The sequence below is a fragment of the Bacillus sp. AFS031507 genome (assembly GCF_002584635.1).
GTDB lineage: Bacteria > Bacillota > Bacilli > Bacillales > Cytobacillaceae > Neobacillus.
The window spans coordinates 7315-28802 of the sequence record NZ_NUOW01000030.1; the positions used below are offsets into that span (position 1 = coordinate 7315).

Annotated in this window: 22 protein-coding genes and 1 other annotated feature (1 of these 23 running past the window's edge); of the genes, 2 read left to right on the plus strand and 20 right to left on the minus strand. The window is 39.4% G+C overall.

The window, feature by feature from the left end; genetic code table 11:
• Positions 1 to 169: 169 nt before the first annotated feature.
• On the plus strand, positions 170 to 883 hold the full coding sequence (gene sigK / locus COE25_RS23800) for an RNA polymerase sporulation sigma factor SigK (protein WP_066257756.1): 714 nt from the start codon (positions 170 to 172) through the stop codon (positions 881 to 883).
• Positions 884 to 983: 100 nt separating this feature from the next.
• On the opposite strand, the gene COE25_RS23805 is transcribed toward sigK, so the two are convergent.
• Both COE25_RS23805 and COE25_RS23810 read right to left on the minus strand, forming a co-directional pair.
• Complete coding sequence (locus tag COE25_RS23805) at positions 984 to 1952, minus strand: F510_1955 family glycosylhydrolase (protein ID WP_098934399.1); 969 nt, start codon at positions 1950 to 1952, stop codon at positions 984 to 986.
• A gap of 35 nt (positions 1953 to 1987) precedes the next feature.
• Positions 1988 to 2668 (minus strand): response regulator transcription factor, encoded by a 681-nt coding sequence (locus tag COE25_RS23810; protein ID WP_098934400.1) that lies wholly within the window; start codon positions 2666 to 2668, stop codon positions 1988 to 1990.
• 191 nt (positions 2669 to 2859) lie between these two features.
• On the opposite strand from COE25_RS23810, the gene COE25_RS23815 reads away from it, so the two are divergent.
• Positions 2860 to 4659, plus strand: coding sequence for a M3 family oligoendopeptidase (locus COE25_RS23815; RefSeq protein WP_098934401.1), 1800 nt, complete (start codon positions 2860 to 2862; stop codon positions 4657 to 4659).
• Positions 4660 to 5114: 455 nt separating this feature from the next.
• Here COE25_RS23815 and COE25_RS23820 read toward each other — a convergent pair whose 3' ends face one another.
• From COE25_RS23820 to alaS, 18 genes are all read right to left on the minus strand, one after another.
• Positions 5115 to 5255 (minus strand): YrzI family small protein, encoded by a 141-nt coding sequence (locus COE25_RS23820; RefSeq protein WP_098934402.1) that lies wholly within the window; start codon positions 5253 to 5255, stop codon positions 5115 to 5117.
• Between the two features lie 40 nt (positions 5256 to 5295).
• On the minus strand, positions 5296 to 5436 hold the full coding sequence (locus COE25_RS23825) for a YrzI family small protein (protein WP_088089062.1): 141 nt from the start codon (positions 5434 to 5436) through the stop codon (positions 5296 to 5298).
• 191 nt (positions 5437 to 5627) lie between these two features.
• The gene (locus COE25_RS31835; protein ID WP_256942456.1) at positions 5628 to 5756 is read right to left on the minus strand and encodes a hypothetical protein; all 129 of its coding nucleotides are present in this window, start codon (positions 5754 to 5756) and stop codon (positions 5628 to 5630) included.
• Positions 5757 to 5917: 161 nt separating this feature from the next.
• Positions 5918 to 7051, minus strand: coding sequence for a bifunctional cystathionine gamma-lyase/homocysteine desulfhydrase (locus COE25_RS23830; RefSeq protein ID WP_088089063.1), 1134 nt, complete (start codon positions 7049 to 7051; stop codon positions 5918 to 5920).
• 1 nt (position 7052) lies between these two features.
• On the minus strand, positions 7053 to 7976 hold the full coding sequence (locus COE25_RS23835) for a PLP-dependent cysteine synthase family protein (protein WP_088089064.1): 924 nt from the start codon (positions 7974 to 7976) through the stop codon (positions 7053 to 7055).
• Positions 7977 to 7993: 17 nt separating this feature from the next.
• Positions 7994 to 8689: a 5'-methylthioadenosine/S-adenosylhomocysteine nucleosidase gene (mtnN, locus tag COE25_RS23840; RefSeq protein WP_098934403.1), complete on the minus strand. Its 696-nt coding sequence runs from the start codon at positions 8687 to 8689 to the stop codon at positions 7994 to 7996.
• Positions 8690 to 9005: 316 nt separating this feature from the next.
• Positions 9006 to 9701 carry a YrrS family protein gene (locus COE25_RS23845; protein WP_098934404.1) on the minus strand — a complete coding sequence of 232 codons (696 nt, stop codon included), beginning with the start codon at positions 9699 to 9701 and terminating at the stop codon, positions 9006 to 9008.
• 113 nt (positions 9702 to 9814) lie between these two features.
• Positions 9815 to 11575 carry a peptidoglycan D,D-transpeptidase FtsI family protein gene (locus COE25_RS23850; RefSeq protein WP_098934405.1) on the minus strand — a complete coding sequence of 587 codons (1761 nt, stop codon included), beginning with the start codon at positions 11573 to 11575 and terminating at the stop codon, positions 9815 to 9817.
• A gap of 76 nt (positions 11576 to 11651) precedes the next feature.
• Positions 11652 to 12128, minus strand: a complete 477-nt coding sequence (gene greA / locus COE25_RS23855) for a transcription elongation factor GreA (protein WP_098934406.1) — start codon at positions 12126 to 12128, stop codon at positions 11652 to 11654.
• A 163-nt stretch (positions 12129 to 12291) separates the two neighbouring features.
• Positions 12292 to 12927 carry a uridine kinase gene (gene udk, locus COE25_RS23860; protein WP_088089069.1) on the minus strand — a complete coding sequence of 212 codons (636 nt, stop codon included), beginning with the start codon at positions 12925 to 12927 and terminating at the stop codon, positions 12292 to 12294.
• Position 12928: 1 nt separating this feature from the next.
• Positions 12929 to 14200, minus strand: a complete 1272-nt coding sequence (locus tag COE25_RS23865; protein WP_098934407.1) for a peptidase U32 family protein — start codon at positions 14198 to 14200, stop codon at positions 12929 to 12931.
• A 70-nt stretch (positions 14201 to 14270) separates the two neighbouring features.
• On the minus strand, positions 14271 to 15200 hold the full coding sequence (locus COE25_RS23870) for a peptidase U32 family protein (RefSeq protein WP_098934408.1): 930 nt from the start codon (positions 15198 to 15200) through the stop codon (positions 14271 to 14273).
• A complete protein-coding gene (locus tag COE25_RS23875) occupies positions 15197 to 15847 on the minus strand; it encodes an O-methyltransferase (protein ID WP_098934409.1) in 651 nt (216 codons plus the stop codon). Before COE25_RS23875 ends, COE25_RS23870 begins: the two co-directional genes overlap by 4 nt.
• 300 nt (positions 15848 to 16147) lie before the next feature.
• Positions 16148 to 17272, minus strand: a complete 1125-nt coding sequence (gene mltG / locus COE25_RS23880; RefSeq protein WP_088089073.1) for an endolytic transglycosylase MltG — start codon at positions 17270 to 17272, stop codon at positions 16148 to 16150.
• Positions 17273 to 17467: 195 nt separating this feature from the next.
• On the minus strand, positions 17468 to 17782 hold the full coding sequence (locus COE25_RS23885) for a DUF1292 domain-containing protein (RefSeq protein WP_088089074.1): 315 nt from the start codon (positions 17780 to 17782) through the stop codon (positions 17468 to 17470).
• A gap of 12 nt (positions 17783 to 17794) precedes the next feature.
• Positions 17795 to 18211 (minus strand): Holliday junction resolvase RuvX, encoded by a 417-nt coding sequence (gene ruvX / locus COE25_RS23890; RefSeq protein ID WP_088089075.1) that lies wholly within the window; start codon positions 18209 to 18211, stop codon positions 17795 to 17797.
• Positions 18212 to 18214: 3 nt separating this feature from the next.
• Entirely contained in the window at positions 18215 to 18481 is a 267-nt protein-coding gene (locus COE25_RS23895) for an IreB family regulatory phosphoprotein (protein WP_066257787.1), read from the minus strand.
• A gap of 113 nt (positions 18482 to 18594) precedes the next feature.
• Positions 18595 to 21231, minus strand: a complete 2637-nt coding sequence (alaS, locus tag COE25_RS23900) for an alanine--tRNA ligase (RefSeq protein WP_098934410.1) — start codon at positions 21229 to 21231, stop codon at positions 18595 to 18597.
• 53 nt (positions 21232 to 21284) lie between these two features.
• Positions 21285 to 21488, minus strand: a binding site (T-box leader) (it continues 24 nt past the right edge of the window).

A 21488-nucleotide genomic window follows, 5' to 3' on the forward strand; every position in this document is an offset into this window, starting at 1 on the left:
CCGCGGAAAGCGAAGCGCCTGGAGTGGAAATCAACAGCCAAGTATACAGAGCCTTTTATAATAAAATTCCTACTTAAATAAAAAAGTTTATGGACAGACACAATTTCCCTTTTCCTTCATAGGAATTAATAATAGGCGAATAAGCCAAAAAAGACGGGGGTAGATGTGGATGTCTGGAATCTTAACAGCTCTCGGATATTTAATGAAGGAATTCTTATTTCTTGTTTCCTATGTAAAAAATAATGCCTTTCCTCAACCCCTATCTGCCGCAGAAGAAAGAAAATATCTTCGATTGATGGCAGAGGGAGATTCCCATGCGCGCAATATGTTAATTGAACACAACCTAAGATTGGTCGCGCATATAGTAAAAAAATTTGAAAACACTGGGGAGGATTCGGAAGATTTAATATCAATCGGAACCATTGGGTTAATTAAAGCGATTGAGAGTTACTCCGAGGGGAAAGGAACAAAGCTCGCCACCTATGCCGCACGTTGTATTGAGAATGAAATTTTAATGCATTTACGAGCTCTTAAGAAAACAAAAAAAGATGTTTCCTTGCATGATCCAATCGGTCAAGATAAGGAAGGAAACGAAATATCATTAATCGATGTGCTTAAATCAGAATCAGAAGATGTGATTGATACGATTCAGCTGAACATGGAGCTGGAGAAAGTGAAAAAATATATTGAAGTGCTGGATGACCGAGAAAAGGAAGTAATCATCGGGCGATTTGGTCTTGACCTACAAAAAGAAAAAACACAACGGGAGATTGCCAAAGAATTAGGAATATCACGAAGTTATGTTTCAAGGATTGAAAAACGTGCCTTAATGAAAATGTTCCATGAATTCTATCGAGCCGAAAAAGAGAAGAAGAAAAAATAGAAAAGCGGAAGCGTCCGTTTAGCGGCGCTGGAGCTAAACAGTTATCTTCGTTCCAAATTTTATATTTTTTACTTGTAACCTAAAAAAACAGAGCTAAAGATTATTTCAGCTCTGTTTTTCCATTTTGTAAAGGATTATTCCACTTCATTCCACCATCAATAGATTCATATACATCATTCTTATAAGTAGTGAAGGCGATTTGGTTCGGATCTCTTGGATTAATCGATAAGTAAGTAATTGGATTATCATAATCAAGGAATGGGAAAGCGATATTCTTTTGTTCTCCAGTTGCAGGATTGATTGTTTTTAATAGTACTTTTTCATTTTCCACACTTGAAAATAAAATTGAGTCTCCACTAAATGTAAGTGCCGTAACCATAAATGGATCTGTAATTTGCTTCATGGTGTTCCCATTGTCGGTCGAATAAAAAATACCAGACCTTGTCGACATCGCGATGATATTGCCATTTTTCGGATGAACCGCGATCATCCCAAATGAATCAGAGTTAAAATCCTTTAATGCACTTTTTTTCCACGTCGCTCCATTATCCAGAGAATAATTCACGCCTTGACCCAGTTTTCCATTAGGTTCTTCGTTAATTACATAAAGACCTTTTCCTGAAAAACTCGCACCTACGAAATGGAAGAGCGACTGATCATAAAAGGATATTTTCTTGAGGGTTTGTCCTTTATCAACACTCTGAATTACACCGAGAGGGTCCTTAAGACCCGAACCTTTTTGAGGTTGACCGCTTGCGATAAAACCAGCACTTATAGCTTGAAAGCCAAAGTAATCATGTTGGTTCGTTGTTGTTTCATACCATTCAGAACCATTATACATTTTTAGGCCGTCATCTGTAGCTACGTACAAAGCAAAATCATTTCCTGGATAGCCAATACCCAGAATTTGACCTACTTTTAATGATTTCGCCTGGATAATATCAAAGTTTACTTTTGCTATCTTTTCCTGTTCTGGTTTCTGTTCTTGGCTTTTATTTGTGCAGCCTGAGGCCAAAATCAGCATGATTCCTGTCAAAATAGCAAGATAGACTTTCATTGTAATCTTCACTTTTTTCCCTCCATATTAAACTATGAGGTATTCATTTATGAATCCTTATCCATCCACTTATACCCCAGTCCCCATACGGTTGTCAAATAATCGTCAACAGGAAATCCCGTTTTCCGTAATTTATCCCGTAAATTCCGAACATGGGAATCAATTGTCCGGTCTTCTGTTGGAGCCGCATAGCCCCATATCGTCCTCAATAGATGTTCCCTGGTAAACACTTTGTTATGATTCTTTAGTAAAAGCGCTAATAAAGAAAATTCCTTTGGTGTGACAGGTATATGCTGATTCTTGTATGAAACATCAAAAGAATCCTCGTTTAATGAAAGACCATTAAAGTCAATGAATGTTGGATGACCTGTTTGTCTTCTTAAGACAGCGTCGATACGGGCAGTTAACTCCTCTTCGTCGAAGGGTTTAGAAATATAATCATCAGCACCCATTTTTAGGCCTTTAACAATATCATTTTTTTCACTGCGAGCGGTTAGCATAATGATCGGGATGTCCCAGTTTTTTCGAATCTCCTTACATGCTTCCCACCCGTCCAATTCGGGCATCATAACATCTAACAAGATTATATCTGCTTTCTCCTTTTCCAAGTAACAAATTGCCTTGAGAGCGGAAGACATTTTAATGCATTTATACCCTTTGGGAGTTAAATAAAGAGAAAGTAAATCTAACATTCTTGTTTCATCATCAACGAGCAGTATTTTTTTCACTAGTTTCCTCTCCCGCATATTAAATCTTGGATTAAATTATACTACATACGGTTGAAAAACAAATTTGAAGATTAGGTGAATTTCTTTTTTATTCCCTTTTGCATTCCATCCTTCGGGAAGCGTAATGTATAGAATTTTTAGAAAAATAACTATATAATAATGAAAGTACATAAATAAAGGAGGTATATTGAATGACAGCCACTCCATATTCGGATGTGTGGGACCTGGAAATAATTTTTAAAGGCGGCAGTGATTCCAAAGAATTTGCAGACCACTTAACCCTTACTTCAGAGTTAATTGATCTTTTCCAAGCAAAAGCTAGCAGTTGGACTCCACTCAATACAACCGAGGATTCAAAATTCCTACAAGAGTTACTTGAAGACTTTGAGCATGCCGCCAAAAAGCTTCGTCAAGCTGGTGCCTTTGTTGGATGTTTGCAGGCACAAAATACCGAAGACAAGAAAGCATATAACCTTGAAGCAAGAGTGACCAGTTTAAGCGCTGCTTTCCAAACTGCTCTTGGTAGATTTGATAGCTTATTAACAACAATCAACGATGACGTTTGGGTACAGTTGTTAGCAGATGAAAAACTCAAAGTGCTCTCTTACATATTAAATGAACGACGAGATCGTGCAAAAGATAAGCTATCTAAAGAAGAAGAAGCTATTATCAGCGCCCTTGGTGTGGACGGTTACCATAGCTGGGGTCAACTGTATGATTTAATCGTTGGAAAAATTAAAATCTCATTTAACGAAAATGGCAAAGAGAAACTACTCTCTGTCGGGCAGGCTTTCAACAAATTTTCCAGCCCAGACAGGGAAATTCGAACAGCTATTTTTGAAAATTGGGAAAAAGCTTGGGGAGATCAAGCAGACATCTTGGCTAAAACTCTTAATCATCTTTCTGGTTTCCGTTTAAATGTCTACAAAAAGCGTGGCTGGGAGGATGTTTTGAAGGAACCGCTTAGTATTAACCGCATGGAAAAGAGAACGCTGGAAACAATGTGGACAGTTATTTCGGAAAATAAACAAATGCTGGTTAAATACTTAGAGCGGAAAGCTACGCTGTTAGGACTTGAAAAATTAAGTTGGTATGATTTAGATGCTCCATATGGAAAAACAGCCTCAAAGGTTTCTTATCAAGAAGGTGCTGAATTTATCGAACAGAACTTTGCTATCTTTGGTGAGAAAATGGCTTCATTTGCTCAGAAGGCGTTTAAAGAACAATGGATCGAAGGAGAAGATCGCCCTGGAAAAGCACCTGGCGGCTTTTGTACTTTCTTTCCTGAAAGTAATCAATCTCGTATTTTCATGACTTATTCAGGCACTCCATCTAACGTCTCAACCCTTGCACATGAACTGGGACACGGATTCCATACATTCGCAATGAAGGGTGTTCATCATCTCAATCGAAATTATGCGATGAACGTTGCTGAAACCGCCTCAACCTTTGCCGAAATGATTGTAGCTGACGCGGCAGTGAAGAATGCGAAGGACGAAGAAGAAAAGCTCGTTTTATTAGATGATAAAATCCAAAGAACGGTTGCACTATTAATGAATATACATGCCCGTTTCTTGTTTGAAACGCGTTTTTATGAAGAAAGAAAGCAAGGTCCTGTTGCAGTAGAACGGTTGAATGAATTGATGCTTGCCGCACAAAAAGAGGCATATAGCAATGCTTTGAAAGAATATCATCCGTTATTCTGGGCTTCGAAGCTCCACTTCTTTATAACCGGTGTTCCATTCTATAACTTCCCATATACATTTGGTTATCTTTTTTCACTTGGTATCTATGCTCATGCTCTTGAGGAAGGCAGGGGCTATGAAGATAAGTACATTGCCTTGTTAAAGGATACAGCCTCAATGTCGGTCGAGGACCTAGCGCAGAAACATTTACAAGTAGATTTGACGCAACCGGACTTTTGGGAGAAGGCAGTCCATATTTGTCTTGATGATATTAATGAATTCTTAGCTTTGACTGAAGATAAATAAGATAAAAAAATAAAGCATCGACCGATTATTTTGGTCGATGCTTCTTAATTATTCCACACTAATTTCAGCTGAAATAACACAGCCGATTGCCGCAGTAATGACGATAGCCATCACAACCATGAACATACTCTCCACCCCTTAGATAGATCCTGTTCTTTCTAATATGAATTTATCATATTTTCACAGTAACTAGCTTAAGGAAATGTGGAGATTTTGTTAACAAACACTTACGGCTATTAGCAATTCGATTTCAATATGATATCATTATGACCCTTTTTTCTTTGGTATAAAGAATAGCGACAATAATAAGATATGCAGCGGCATGATTGTTACCTCCTAAATTTTATGACTAGCTAGGTGGTATCCTTCGAAACCCAGAGACTAGCGCCACGACCTTGCATTAGTAAAAACAACATATTTAAAACCACCTTTCTAATCAGCAAATTTTTTTCTAATTACATACCACGGTACATAGATGCTTGACGGTCTTTGTTTTGTTCGTAGAGCTTCTCAACCATTTCTTGATGAATAGCTTCTTCCGTGCTTACTTTTCGTTTCTTAATCGTAATTGAAAAGAAGATTATATTTAGCGTCATTTCTGTTCACTTCCTTATTTCATTCATTAATTATTTCCACTTACATATAGCGATACATGGAAATTTGCCTATCCTTGTTTTGTTCATAAAGCTTTTCAACCATTTCCTGGTTTACTGCCTCTTCAAGACTCACTTCAAGTTTTTTAAAAGTAATTGAAAAAAAGAATATATTTAGGGTCATGATTAACCACCTCCTTTAAGTAATCATTTGTAGTGAAATCGCAACAAATTCAATTTATGCTGTACATATCCAAAATGCTCGTAAAAAGGGCACAAAAAGGCCGCAGAAGAGTATCCCTGCGGCTCTGGTTTTTTAGGCACAAAAATACCGCAAGACGTCATTCTCCCTGCGGCATGGATATGTATAGTAACTTAATTTAAAATTAAGCAATCCATTCCAGACTGGTCGAATGTTTGATATTCATATTCAATTGTTGCGATCATTCCAGTTGCTGATACCATTCCGTTTAACGCCATCGCTCCAGTTAATGTAAACATCATTTTCTTCGACCTCCTTTTTGGAATTTTTTACTTACTACGGTAATTATATCCACACACAAATCCTTTGTAAACCTTTTTATGGAAAATTTTTTAAATTAATTCAAAAGCCCAAAAAGGTGTCAGGCACCATGTGAATTTTTCACATGGTGCCTGACACTCAATCATTTTAATGCATTCTCTAGGTCTTCAATAAGGTCTTCTACGTCTTCTAGGCCTACTGAGATTCTTACTAGGCCATCGGTAATCCCTAGTTCAGCTCGGCGCTCTGCTGGAATTGACGCATGGGTCATCCTTGCTGGTACTGAGATTAAGCTTTCAACTGCGCCAAGGCTTTCTGCCAAGGTAAAATATTTCACTTTACTAAGTAATTTGTCTGCATTTTCGGCACTCCCGACATCAAACGAAACCATACCGCCAAACCCTCTTGTTTGTTTTTTAGCGATCTGATGATTGGGATGGGTTTCAATTCCTGGGTAGTAAACTTTTTTTACATTTGTGTGCCCTTGTAAAAATTCCACAATTGCTTTCGTATTTGCTTCCATCTCTTCCAAGCGAATTCCGAGTGTTCTAATTCCGCGAATTAACAGCCATGAATCTTGCGGACCCAAGATCCCACCGGTAGAATTTTGCACAAAATGGAGCTCCTCAGCAAGCTTTTCACTATTTACCACAGCTAAACCTGCGACAACATCACTGTGGCCGCCAAGGTATTTTGTGGCACTATGCAAGACAATATCCGCCCCAAGTTCGATAGGGTTTTGCCAATATGGCGTCGAAAATGTGTTATCAACAATAGTTAAAAGATTATGTTCTTTTGCAAGCTTTGCGACTGCTTCAATATCAGTAATCTTTAGAAGCGGGTTTGTAGGTGTTTCTAAATGAATGGCTCTTGTATTTGGTCGAATCGCGCTTAATATCGTTTCAGATTTACTTGTATCCACAAAGGTAGAGTCAATTCCCAATCGATTCAATACTTTCGTCATTACCCGAAACGAGCCGCCGTAAACATCATCAGTTAATATCACATGATCCCCACTGTTAAACAGCATCATCACAGCTGTCATAGCTGCCATTCCAGAGCCAAAGGCAAATCCAGCCTTGCCTCCTTCAAGTTCTTTGATCAATTCCTCAAGCGCATGTCTGGTCGGATTTCCTGTTCGTGAATATTCGAAGCCTTTATGCCCGCCGACACCTTCTTGCTTAAATGTACTCACTTGATAAATGGGAAAGGTAACTGCACCAGTAGCTGGATCGTTACTAATTCCTCCATGAATTAATTGCGTTTTTCTTTTCATTTTAAATTCCTCCTTCAAAAATCTTCTTACTTAAGTAACGCTCACTGCCGTCTGGAAAAATAACCACAATATTTGTACCAGGCATTGCCTTTTCTGCCTCTTTAAGTGCAGCATAAAAAGCGGCACCAGAAGAACTGCCGACTAGAAGTCCTTCCTTTACAACTAATTCCTTTACATGGTTGAAGGCTGTCACATCCGGAACAGTATGGATTGCATCAAAGTAGTCCGGGTCCATATACCCTGGCAAGAACTCCATTCCGATGCCTTCGGTCCGATGCGGACCAGATTCCCCGCCATTTAGGATCGATCCTTCCGGTTCAACGATAACCGTTTTAACTGCTTTTTTATGGTCCTTTAAATACCGAGCAGTCCCCATAAATGTTCCGCCTGTACCTGCGCCAGCAACAAATATATCAATTTGACCGTCCATTTGATCCCAGAGTTCAGGGCCAAGCGTTTTATAATACGTAGCGGGGTTAGCAGGGTTGGCAAATTGCTGCGGGCAATAGGACCCTGGAATTTCTTTTAGAAGCTCCTCAGCCTTTGCAATCGCGCCCTTCATCCCCATTTCTGTTGGCGTGTGAACGATTTTGGCCCCTAGTGCTTTCATCAGCTCTTGCTTTTCGATACTAAACTTTTCAGGAACACATAATATTACTTGAATTCCTTTGTTTATAGCCGCAAGCGCTAGGCCAATCCCGGTATTCCCTGCCGTTGGCTCAATAACTGTTCCGCCCGCCTGCAATTTCCCACTTGAAAAAGCTTCGTTTAACAGTTCGATCCCAAGGCGGTCTTTTACACTGCCTCCAGGGTTCATAAATTCTAGTTTTGCAAAAATTCGAACTCCCTCAGACAAAGGAAATTGTGTTATCTCGACAATAGGTGTATGCCCAATTAGTTCATGTACATTTTTGTAAACCTTCATTTTTCCACCTCTACTAACTATCGTAAAGCTGCCACCATTTTCATAACTAATGTCGCAGAATTAGTTGCCGCTTTATCGATAAATTGGTCAAAAGAAACTTCAGATTCTTTTCCAGCAATATCAGAAAGTGAGCGAATAATGACAAAAGGTACTCCAAATCGATGAGCTACTTGTGCGATTGCCGCTGCTTCCATTTCCACGGCTTGCAGGTCATGAAATTTTGACCGGACAAAATCGACACGGACAGGGTCCTCCATAAAGGAATCTCCAGTGACAATTAGGCCTTTAACAATTTGGAAGTTTTCAAGTTCTGATGCTGCTGCTTCTGCGACTGTAATTAATTTTTCGTCCGCTAAAAAGGCTGCTGGCAACTGCGGAACCTGGCCATATTCATAACCAAAAGCAGTTACATCTACATCATGATGGCGAACCTCCGTTGAAATAACGGCATCTCCTACATTTAGTGCAGGATTAAAGCCACCAGCAGACCCTGTATTGATGATGCAATCAGGCTTATATTTCTCAAGCAGTATAGTAGATGACATGGCAGCGTTGACCTTACCAATTCCAGAACGAAGCAGAATGACATCCACTCCATGCATTTTTCCAAAGGTAAATTCACAGCCTGCTATAGTTTCCTGTGTTTGATTGTCGATATTATCTCTAAGTAAAGTTACTTCTTCTTCCATTGCTCCAATGATTGCGATTTTCATACTGTGACCTCTTTCTTGTATTCATAATTATTATCAGATTTACTGCTTATAATCTTCCTCGGAACCATACATTGTATCCGCAAACACTATTCTACCGCTTTTGATAAAAGCATGCTACAATGTGCTGCACCTTCTTACATATTCACTCCTAATTGAATACATCAATCCTATGAGTATACTATGGGTTCGTGAAAAACCTGTTCCCAACTTATCATATTTTACAAATTCGTCAATATTTTCGTTGTGAGAATGCCTCGAAATGTCTAAAATACCGCAAAAAACCTCTCGAGATTTCGAGAGGCTTTTTCAATATCGATTACTGATTTAATTCAGCCAGTTCTTCTACCTTGGTAGGTTTCCAACCTTGACCATCAACCCATTGGAGATATACATTAAACTTTTGCTGTTTATCCTTTGAAGCGACGGTGCCAAACGAGCCATTTGTTGTAGATCTATCTCTTCCCAGCCAATAAACGGTCATATTACCTTTGTCTAAACCAGTTGCATAAGAAATGGCATTCAACATTTCTTGCCAGTCAGCCGAAGACTGGTCATAAACTGGAGTATGCTCGCCTGTTTGCGATGTACCAACAGGTTGCCAAGCAGGATTTTCAGTTGCTTTCACCACATTCGAATTGCCGTCTCCCTCTGTCACGACAGCCTGTGATTCATCTGCACCTTCCGGTGTCGTATTATCCTCCGATGTGGAAGAATCCTCTGTTGTCGCAGCATCTTCACTTAGTTCTTCTTCGGCAGCAGGATCAGTTACACTGTCATCGTCATTTGTAGTGACAGTTTCAGACTCTTTTTGTTCATCTTTATTATCCTTTTGCTCTGTTTTTGTACTTTCCTTTTTTGGTGATGCATTGTCATTTCCAGTAGCAAAGATATTATATGCGACAAAAATAATTAGTAAGAGCACAACGATAATTAAACTATTTAAGACGATATTGGTCTTTTTTCTTTTCGAACGGTAACCTGAACGCGAATTAGAATTCAAATCATTAGTCAAATTAATTCCCTCCTAAAATAAATACGGAAGCTCCCTTGGTACAGGAGCCAGACATTTATAGACTCTCAATATTCTAACATGATTTTATGAGAACTTGAAGGAAAAAACATTACCTATTGCATCCCTTTATCTTTTTCATACAGCATTTTAACCATATCAGCAAACAACAAATTTACCCCGCCCTCTGTATCTAGTACATCCAAATTCACTGCCACAAGTACATATTTGGGATTCTCGTAAGGAAAGTAACCAGCGAACCATTTATTATGCAACTGCCTGCCTGCTTCATATTTTCCTGTTTCAGCTGTGCCTGATTTTCCTGCTACCTCATAAGGCAAGTCCTTAAACCATCTTCCTGTGCCATTCGGGTTCAAGACAACTTCCCGCAATAACTTTTGCAACTTCATCGCGGTATAGGGAGAAATGGTATCTCCCTGGAAGCTTTGCTCCGGAAAATTAACCATCGTCGTACCGTTTTTGTATTCAATTTTTGATACGACCCTAACCATCTCTTTTTCACCACCCCTTGCGATCGTCGCCATCATATTAGCGACGGCTAAAGGGGTAGCCCGTACTTCATGTTGTCCAATTCCGGACATCGCGGCGAAATTAGCGTCCTTCCTAGCGTCCTCAGAAAGAAACACTCTTCCTTTATCCTCATCAGCGAGCTGTTTAAAATCATTCGTATGATAGATATCCCCCTGCCAGCCAACCGAACCGGTAAGCGACAACTTTTCTGCATAATCTTCTAAAAGGTTGGGATTTATTTTTTGTAATTCACTAGCTAGCTCTCCAAAGGTACGATTACAACTCCTTGCAAAGCTATTCGTGAAATCCAACATTCCATAATTGTATATTAACTCTGGTTTACCATTGATTTTCTTACTGCAATCAAATAGACGCTTCGGGTCATCAAGATTATGGTCTATGGCAGCAGCCGCTACAACCGTTTTGAAAACTGAGCCCATTATCTGTTGTTTCAACATCATATTTGTCATTCCAGCACCATTGTAAGGGTCATTTTTATTAATCGTTGGCCGCGAAACAAGTGACAACACGCTATTATCCTGAATATTAAGGAGAACCAAGCCCCCTTTTTTTATCTGATAGTGGTCAACTAAATTCTCCGCTTTTTGCTGAAGTGTCCTATCCAGGGTTGTCCGAATATTGACAGGATAAAACGGATTTGCCGGATCTACATATCTTACATTAATTCCAAAAAGCGGTGCACCACCGCCGTCTACATGATAAACCAGCTTTGATTTACCTTCAGGGAGCAGGAATTCATCAAAACTTTCCTCCAGCCCAGACACGCCAATTAAGGTTTTCTCCGACAATTCCTTACTCGGATATCGCTTCTTTAACTCTTTAGAATTTTCACCTGTCATCCCAAGCAACTGTTCCGCTGGTACTTGGGCACGTTCAAACTTTTTTTCTATCGCAAATACACCAGGTATTTTTAAGCTATTGATTCTTTCCATTTGTGAACTAGTAAGTTCATATGGTTCAGGGTCCCCATAGGCAAAAGGCTTTTTCGCCCCTTCAACAGCCATTTTAAGGACAGTTACTGGTATTCCAGAAATACTTGAAACCTTGTCGGTCTCCCAATCCATTTTTTTCAAAAAGGGAAAAAGGACGAGAACTGCCACCTTTTTATGCGTGAGCATTGCACCATTTCGGTCAAGAAAGTTACCTCTGCCATTATCAATTACCAGTTCTTGAGTTCTTTGTTTGACACTTTCTTCAAGTAAATTTACGTTATGTTTAGAAAAGGTCTCTGTCTCAATTAACTGAATTTGCATTAAACGTACTAAAAGCAACAACAAACCTGTAATAGAAATAATAAGCCACCCAATGGCTCGTCTTCGCCACATAAAAAACACCTCGTCAAAAGTTTTGACGAGGTTTTCTTATTTCAAACAATATTCAAAAGAATAGTTATAATTTCGATTATTTAATGCTGACGATACGGACGCTCATTTCACCGCCGGGAGTTTGAACCGATACTTGGTCGCCTACTTTTTTACCTAAAAGGCTTTTAGCGATTGGTGAATCGTTTGATATCTTCCCTTCAAATGGATCAGCTTCAGCGCTTCCAACAATGGAATACGTTTCTTCATCCCCATCTGGGAGCTCAACAAATGTAACGGAACTTCCTAATGTTACAGAGTCACTCGCCATAGCGGCTTCTGCAATAATCTTCGCATTGCGAACCATATTTTCTAAAGTTGTTATACGCCCTTCAACAAAAGCCTGTTCTTCTTTCGCAGAATCATACTCAGAGTTTTCAGATAAATCCCCGAAACTTCTTGCGATTTTAATTCTTTCAACCACTTCTTTACGTTTCACTGATTTTAAGTATTCAAGTTCTTGGACAAGTTTTTCTTTACCTGCTTGTGTCATTGGAAATACTTTCTCTGTTGCCAAAACCCTCACTCCTTCTATTCATTAAGAATTGTGTATGTAAAATATGTAATATTATGCCAATCGGCATAATAGATAGTAGCGCGTCCTTAAATAAAAGGGCGCGCAACAAAAATAATTTTTCCAGTCTGAATTTTTCTATTTAGACTTTTCTTTTGTTATTGTTTCATAAAATTGACTTTTGTTCAAGAATTGTTTGAATTTTTGTGACCATTAAATCAATCGCCACATGGTTATGGCCGCCTTCAGGGATAATAATATCTGCATATCTCTTCGTAGGCTCAATAAATTGGTTATGCATCGGACGAACAACATTTAAGTATTGGTCAATGACAGAATCAAACGTCCGCCCGCGATCTCTAATATCACGAGTCAAACGGCGGATTATTCTTAAATCAGCATCTGTATCAACGTACAACTTGATGTCCATTAAATTCCGGAGTCGCTCGTCCTCAAGTACTAAGATTCCCTCTAAAATAATAACATCTTGGGGTTGAACTGGAATCACTTTGTCAGAACGGGTGTGAATTGAATAATCATAAACCGGTTTTTGAATCGTCTCATAGCGTAAAAGCTTTTCGATATGTTCGATCAGTAAGTCGTTATCAAAGGCAAGTGGATGATCGTAATTTGTCTTCAAACGTGCTTCAAATGGTAAATCACTCTGGTCCTTATAATAATAATCCTGTTCTAGCACCAAAATGGAATGATCTTTCAAACTTTCATAAATTGCTTTTGTTACACTGGTTTTTCCGGAGCCGGAGCCGCCGGTTACACCAATAACAACGGGTTTGCGCATCATGCTAGTTCTCCTTTCGCATCATGTTGTTAGGGTAGACCGGTTTGTCCACTTTAAATTGTACAATTTGAAGTGGATGTCTTGCTGCGTCCAATTCAATACCTTTTTCATCCCAGATTTTATCAATGACATGGGTAAAGTTTTGTATCTCAGGTCCGAAAAACTCAACTTCTTCCCCTGGTTTAAAATGATTACGTTGTTGAAGTGTAACCATTTTAGTTTCTTCGTCATAATCCAGAACAAGGCCTACAAATTCAAAATTTGTCTTCTTGCTATGATTACCAAACATTTGCTCTTTATACCCTGGCACACCTTCAAAAAATGCAGGAGCCGTTTCCCGGTTTGCACATTTGTCGAGTTCCAATAGCCAGTCTTTCTGAATGACAAAATTCTCAGGATCCGCGCAATAGGCATCGATCACTTTCCGATAAACACTGACAACGGTTGCGATATAATGAATCGATTTCATTCGGCCTTCGATTTTCAAACTATCGATACCTAGTTCGATCATTTGTGGAATGGCTTGAATTAGATTAAGATCCTTCGGGCTCATTGCAAACGGAGCGTCACCTTCTTCATAAAGGGCAACTTCCTGGTTACTGCCTTCTAACTTGTAAAGGTCATAATCCCAGCGGCATGATTGACAGCAGCCACCGCGGTTCGAATCCCTTGCAGTCATATGGTTGCTCAAAGTACAACGTCCGGAATAGGCAATACACATCGCCCCATGAATAAAGGTTTCAATCTCAACATCGACCTTTTCTTTCATTTCTCTAATTTCTTCTGCACTTACTTCACGTGCCAAGACAACACGTTCTGCCCCTGCCTCTTTCCAAAACTGGGCAGCTTTCCAGTTGGAGAGTGATTGCTGTGTGCTTATATGGATTTCAATTTCCGGAGCAAGACGGCGGCAAGTTTCAATAATTAACGGGTCAGCGACAATTATTCCCGCAATCCCAGTTTCCTTCAACCCAAGGATATATTCATCTAAACCGTCCAAATTTTCATTATGAGAGAAAATGTTGGTGGTCACGTAAATTCTTGCTCCGTATGCTCTTGCAAACTCCACGCCTTCCTTCATTTCTTCGAAGGTAAAGTTATCGGCATTTGAACGAAGTCCATATTCTTGGCCGCCGATAAATACGGCATCTGCACCATAATGTACAGCAATTTTTAATTTTTCAAGATTACCTGCTGGAGCAAGGAGTTCCGGCTTCTTAATAATGACACGTTTTCCGTCGATAATTTCAGAAATCTTATCTTTAACTGTATTCACAGCTGAACCCCTCCAATTAATTAATGTCTAGCTACAGCGCCCCTGAGCAGGGACTTCTGCTTTTCTTCTTTTAATAAACCGTCTCTTTGAAATAAAATCCTGTATCTAATGAACGATTGGCCGGCTGAATTTCTTCAATTGCCGCTAACAACTCGTCCTTTTTATCTTCATAAGCGTCCGGGTCTTCGCTAAACAAATCAATTGCTTCACGGTAAGCCTTAGTTACTGCAAGAATATATTCAGAGCTTTTTAGGATTCCGTCGATTTTAAACGAGTCGACACCCGCTTCAAGCATCTCTTGAAGTTCATCAATGATACAAATATCATTTGGACTCATAATATGTGTACCGTTTTCGTCTTCAAAGATTGGATATTTATTTTCTCGTTCCTTATCATGTAAGAACATGTTTTCTTGCATATTTCGATTTTCAATTTCCATTACTTTTCCTTGGTACTCATAATAATTTCCTAGAAGCGAACGTTTGGATTGGAACATACAGCTCATACCGTGAACCTGCACTTCGATTTCCACTTCCGCATTTTCTTTCATTTCAACGATCGCATCCATATTAATTTCTCGAGCTATCACTGCCCGTTTCGCACCTTTTCTACCCCAATAATTGCAAGTGTACCAGTTTGTTCCTGTTGTTTCGGTACTCCAGTGCAGTTTCATATCTGGGGCAACTTCTCTTGCCGTCATTAAAACAGCAGGATCACCAAAAATGATCGCATCAGCCTTTGCCACTGACACAAATTGAATATATTCGCCGAGCTCTTCAATTTTTTCATTATGAAAAATCGCATTCATGGCCACATATACTTTTTTCCCTTTTGAGTGGGCTAGTTGGATCGCCTTTTGGACATCTTCTCGGTTAAATTCCCCTGCAAGTCGTAAGCCATACCGTTGTTCACCGACCACAAATGCGTCTGCACCAGCTTCACATAATGGCAAGATATCATTGACAGTCAAAGGAGTTACCAGTAATTCTGATTTTTTCATATCCTATCACCTCTCCTTTTGCTTATCGCAACCCCGTCCCCGACGGGCAATATAACAGAATCAAAATCCGGATGATTCATTAACCAGTGATTAAATTCATCAATCTTTTTGACGAGATTCCGTATTCTTTTTGTTTCAATTACAGGTTCTGCAACCAGGCCTTTAAACAAAACATTATCGGTAATAATTAGACCATTATCCGTTAGATATTTAGAATAAATTTCAAAAAACTTTTTATATTGACCCTTCGCTGCATCAATAAAAATCGCGTCAAAAGAGGCATGTCCACTTACGGCATCCTCAACCTCAAGTGCATCACCCTTGATTAAAGTGATTTGATGACTATGTTCCGAGCGACTGATAAACTGTTCAGCCAAGTGTATACGGTCCACATCGCGCTCGATTGTAACAATTTGGGCATTTGGGAGCGCCTCTGCCATTCGTAAAGCAGAATAACCTATCGCTGTTCCCACCTCAAGTATTTTCTTTGAATCGTGAATTCGTAATAATTGCAGCATCGTTTCTATACCTGACAGTTCCATAATAGGAACATTATGAACACTCGCATAGTTTTCCATTTCTGTAAACAATAGATTTCGTTCAGAAATAAGACCTTCAATATAAGAATGCAGCTTCTCATTTAACAAGCTGCCCTCACCTCTATCCCTAATAAGAATTGCGCTTGGGCTAGCAATTCTCTAAGTCAAATACTTTTATTATTTCTATAGATAAAACTATTTAGACATGAAAAAATAGCGTTCACAGTAATCTTCAGCATTAACGGGTAGAATTCCGACATAATGCGTTCCAGGCAGCTATGGCCAGGTTACCTTACTGTGAGTTACGCTATGGATCATTTATTAAAACACTTGAACTATTTTAACATAGATCAGTATAATATTTCAATAGAAAAACGGAGGAATGATAACATTTCCTCCGTAATGCAATTAATTTTTACTTGTAATATGCTTTGCTTTTTCCTTATTATGCTCTTCCAGAGTTTTTGTAAAAATAACATCACCATCTGCCGTTGCCAAGAAATAATAATAGTCAGTCTTCTCAGGCTCAAGTGATGCTTCAATCGAAGATTTTCCGGCATTGGCAATTGGACCTGGAGGCAGACCCGTATTTTGGTATGTGTTATATGGTGAATCCACTTCAAGATCTTCATATAACACCCTTTCCTTGTGTTTCCCTTGAGCATAGAGAACGGTCGGATCGGTTTGGAGCATCATACCCTTTTCGATCCGATTATAAAAAACACTCGCAATCGTTTTACGGTCCGCTTTTTCGGTCGCTTCCTCTTCAACTAATGAGGCCATGGTTAATAGTTGATGAACAGATAGCTTTTTTTTCTTACTTTGCTCTGAATAGGCAGATACAATCGTCCGGGTTTTATCAAGCATAGCAGTGACCATTTCTTCAACAGAGGGATTATTTTTGTAGAACGGATAGGTCGCCGGGAATAAATAACCTTCCAGTGGATATTTTACTGAAGAATTTAAGATTTCCTCGGTTAATATATCCGGATATTTAGCCATTAGCGTTTTAATAAATTCTTTGTCATTTAATTTATTAAAAACAACATCTTCCTTCTGTTTGGTTGCTTTTGCCATCATGGCCGCAATTTCTTTCAGTTGTTTTCCTTCAGGAATGGTAATTTTGAAACTGGCCTTAGCCAGTACCTTACCGGTTTTTAGACGGCTAACAATTTCGGGGACATCCATGGAAGGACTTAGTTGATACTCCCCTGCCATAAACCCGCCTTCATTCTTTAGCTTTACATAATATTTAAATACTTTTGCACTTTTTATGATCCCACTTGATTCTAACTTTTCGCCGATACCTGTGACTGATGAGCCAATCGGAATATCCACTGTTTTCAGTTTCTTACTACCTGCGTCAACAGGATTAAGTGCTGATTCTATGTACAAATATCCTCCACCACTAATTAAGACTATTAATAATAGCAATAAAATTGAAATAATCAAAACAATTTTTCTGACAACTTTTGCTTCGTTTTGATGTTCAAGCATTTTTTTACGGATAACATCTTTTTTGTCTGTTGTCATTTGACTCCCCCTTCCCTTTATACCGACGCAGATCTAGGTTTTGTAAACTACTAATGTGTAACATTAAAAAAATAGACATCTTAATTATTTCAGCACATAGTAAGAAAAATGTCAATTTAACAATAAATTTGTCAGTTTTTAATACAATAAAGACAAAAAAAAACCGGCTATTAAACCAGCCGGTTTATCCATATTCTATTCTTCTTCCGCTTCTTGGTCCTCATTGAAGGTATTGAACACTTCTTCAACCATGTCCCATTCCTCGTCCGTTTCAATTTGCAATAACGGACCATATCCGCCATCTTCCGTAGGAATATAAGCGTAAACATGAATATCAACATCTTCTTCATCATCATCAAAAGATCCTACAGGATAAAAGAATACATAAGATTTTTCGAACTCATCAGAATCAAAAGTAAAAAGCACTTCATGTAATTGTTCGTTACCATTTTCGTCTACTAGTGTAATAAATTGTTCTTCATCATGTTCGTGTTCGTGATCATGTGCCATTTCTTCACCTCATTAATTTTTACTATCCAGATAGCCTTGCAGGATCATCACTGCAGCCATCTTATCAATTACTTTCTTACGTTTTTTCCGACTTACATCGGCTTCAAGTAATACGCGCTCAGCTGCCATTGTTGTTAGACGCTCATCCCAAAGGACAGTTGGCACTGCAAATTTACTTTCAATTTCTCTTGCATATTGCATACTCGCTTCTGCGCGCGGTCCAATCGTCCCGTTCATGTTCTTAGGCAGACCGATGACAACCGTATCTACTTGATACTCTTTTATTAATTGACCAATTTCCTCAAAACCAAACACATTTTTTTCTTCATTGATTTTGAGAGTTGTAAGGCCCTGGGCAGTCCAGCCAAATTCATCGCTTAAAGCGACACCGACTGTCTTAGTGCCTACATCTAAACCCAATACGCGCATGCATTAACCCTCTCGCTGTTGTTTTAGATAGGATTTCACTAATTCTTCAATAATTTCATCTCGTTCAAGCTTGCGAATAATATTGCGGGCATCGCGATGACGCGGAATATAGGCAGGATCTCCTGATAAAAGATAACCAACAATTTGGTTGATCGGATTGTAGCCTTTTTCCTGCAAAGCTTCATAAACTTGAAGAAGAACGTCATTTATATCATGCTCAAACGGTTCTTCAGGAAAATTAAATCGCATCGTTTTGTCAAATGAGCTCATTGCATACACCTCGCTTTTTATTTGAGGAGAGAATTGTATTGTCTAGCGGAAGCGCCTGGGCACTTCCGCTTTTTAGCTTAGTTACCTACATTTTACACTACTTTGTCCTATTATCAAATGGATTTTACCCATTCATCAACGAATTGAAGTGCAGCATCCAGTTTTTCCGGATCCTTACCACCTGCTTGAGCCATGTCAGGACGACCGCCGCCGCCGCCGCCGCAGCGAGAAGCAACTTCTTTGATCAACTTTCCAGCATGATAACCTTTTTCAATTAAATCCTTGGTAACTGCTGCAATTAAGTTAACCTTTCCTTCATGGGCACTACCCAAAACAATTACGACCGAGCCCAGTTTTTGCTTCAAATCATCAGCCATATTTCTTAAGTTATTCATATCAGCACCTTGAACATTTGCAGCTAACACTGTTACCCCATCAATTTCTTTCGCCTTTGATACGAGATTTCCGGCTTCAATATTCCCAAGTTTTGTTGAAAGAGATTCGTTTTCTCTGTGAAGTTGTTTGATTTCTAGCATTAAACTATCAATTCTATTAACAATTTCTTTCGGATTGGTTTTTAGTTTCTCAGCTGCATCCTTTAACAAGCTCACTTGCTCATTTAATGATTTGTAAGCTGATTCACCGGTTACCGCTTCAATCCTTCTCGTTCCAGCACCAATTCCGCCTTCAGAAATAATTTTAAACAACCCAATCACAGATGTATTTGGAACATGGCAGCCGCCGCAAAGCTCTAGGCTATAATCGCCAACCCTTACTACACGGACAATATCACCATATTTTTCTCCAAAAAGAGCCATTGCCCCCATTTCTTTTGCTTCAGCAATTGGCTTTAGGCTGATGTCCAGCTCGATGTTTCTCCAGATTTTTTCATTGACGATTTTCTCGACTTGTTCAAGTTCTTCTGGTTTAATTTGACCAAAATGCGAAAAGTCAAAGCGAAGACGATCTGGTTCTACAAGGGAACCAGCTTGGTTCACATGTTCGCCTAGAACGTCTTTTAAGGCTTGGTGTAACAAATGGGTCGCTGTATGGTTTTTAATAATTTTCACGCGGTTTTCAGCATCAACTTCAGCTGTCACCTTGTCGTTCGTTGTTAATGTTCCTGATTTCACAACTATTTGGTGAAGGTTTTGACCATTTGGTGCTTTTTGAACATCCTTAACCGTTATACTAGAATCTACACCTGTTATCAAACCACGGTCAGCAATTTGTCCGCCACTCTCTGCATAAAACGGTGTCACATCTAGAATTAGCTGAACTTCCTCACCGCTCGATGCTTTGTCGACAAGTTCACCATTTTTAATGATTGCTGCCACAATAGAATTCGTTTTAAGTTCGTCATAGCCGACAAACTTACTTTCGACCTTAACATCTCTAAGGACACCGCCTTGGACCTGCATAGAGTCGACATCTTGTCTTGCTGCTCGGGCACGCTCACGCTGTTGCTCCATTTCTACTTCAAAGCCTTCATGATCAACCTTCATGCCCTCTTCTTCAGCATATTCCTCTGTTAATTCAACCGGGAACCCATATGTGTCATAAAGTCGGAAAATATCCGCACCAGTGATGGTTTCACTGCCTGTCTCTTTTTCCTTCTTAATCACAGTTGCTAAAATCGCTAAGCCTTCATGAAGTGTTTCATGGAAGCGTTCTTCCTCACTTTTGATGACTTTTTGAATAAAATCGGTCTTGTCTTTCACTTCTGGATAGAAATCATCCATGATTTCGCCTACGACAGGAACGAGTTCAAACATAAATGGACGATTAATATTAATTTGTTTAGCATACCGAACAGCCCTGCGAAGTAAGCGGCGCAGTACATAGCCACGACCTTCATTTGAAGGCAATGCCCCATCGCCGACTGCAAAGGCAACCGTACGAATATGGTCTGCAATTACTTTGAAGGCAACATCGGTCTCTTTGTTCTGTCCGTATTTTTCGCCGGAAATCTCTTCTGTTGCACGAATAATAGGGATAAATAAATCTGTATCAAAATTGGTAGGGACGTTTTGAACAACGGAAGCCATTCGTTCTAATCCCATTCCAGTATCAATATTTTTCTTTGGCAGCGGTGTATAGGTACCATCCGGGTTATGATTAAATTGAGAAAATACTAGGTTCCAGACCTCAAGATAACGGTCATTTTCACCACCTGGGTAGAGTTCAGGATCCGTAGGATCATTTCCATACTCTGGACCTCGGTCATAGAAAATTTCTGTATTCGGACCGCTTGGGCCTTCACCAATATCCCAGAAGTTTCCTTCGAGGCGAATAATGCGCTCCTCCGGGAGACCGATGGTGTTATGCCAGATTTCAAAGGCTTCGTGATCTTCAGGATGGATCGTAACCGAGAGAAGTTCTGGATCCCAGCCAATCCAATTTTCAGACGTTAAGAATTCCCATGCCCATTCAATAGCTTCTACTTTAAAATATTCACCGATTGAAAAGTTACCGAGCATTTCAAAGAATGTATGGTGGCGGGCTGTTTTTCCGACATTTTCAATGTCATTGGTTCTGATAGATTTCTGCGCATTTGTAATTCTAGGATTTTCAGGAACGACACGTCCATCAAAATACTTCTTTAAAGTTGCAACCCCACTGTTAATCCATAATAGTGATGGATCATCATGCGGCACAAGTGATGCACTCGGTTCAATAGTATGACCTTTTTCTTTACTAAAAAACTCTAAAAACATCGAACGAATTTGTGAACCTGTTAAATTTTTCATTATTAGACCTCCCTTTTTAATAAAAAAGCACACAAAAAAGCCCTCATCCCAAAAACAGGGACGAGAGCTTGTCTCGCGGTACCACCCTGATTACGGATACAAAACACGTATCCATCTCTCAATAATCCCTTAACGCAGGAATACGGCAGTGGTTAGCTGCACTCCAGATTAGCTTTCTGTCGTCCTTCATCTAGAGCTTCTTTCAGCCAGGGAAGCTCCTCTCTTCTACGCAAATGCGTTACAGATGGTCTACAACA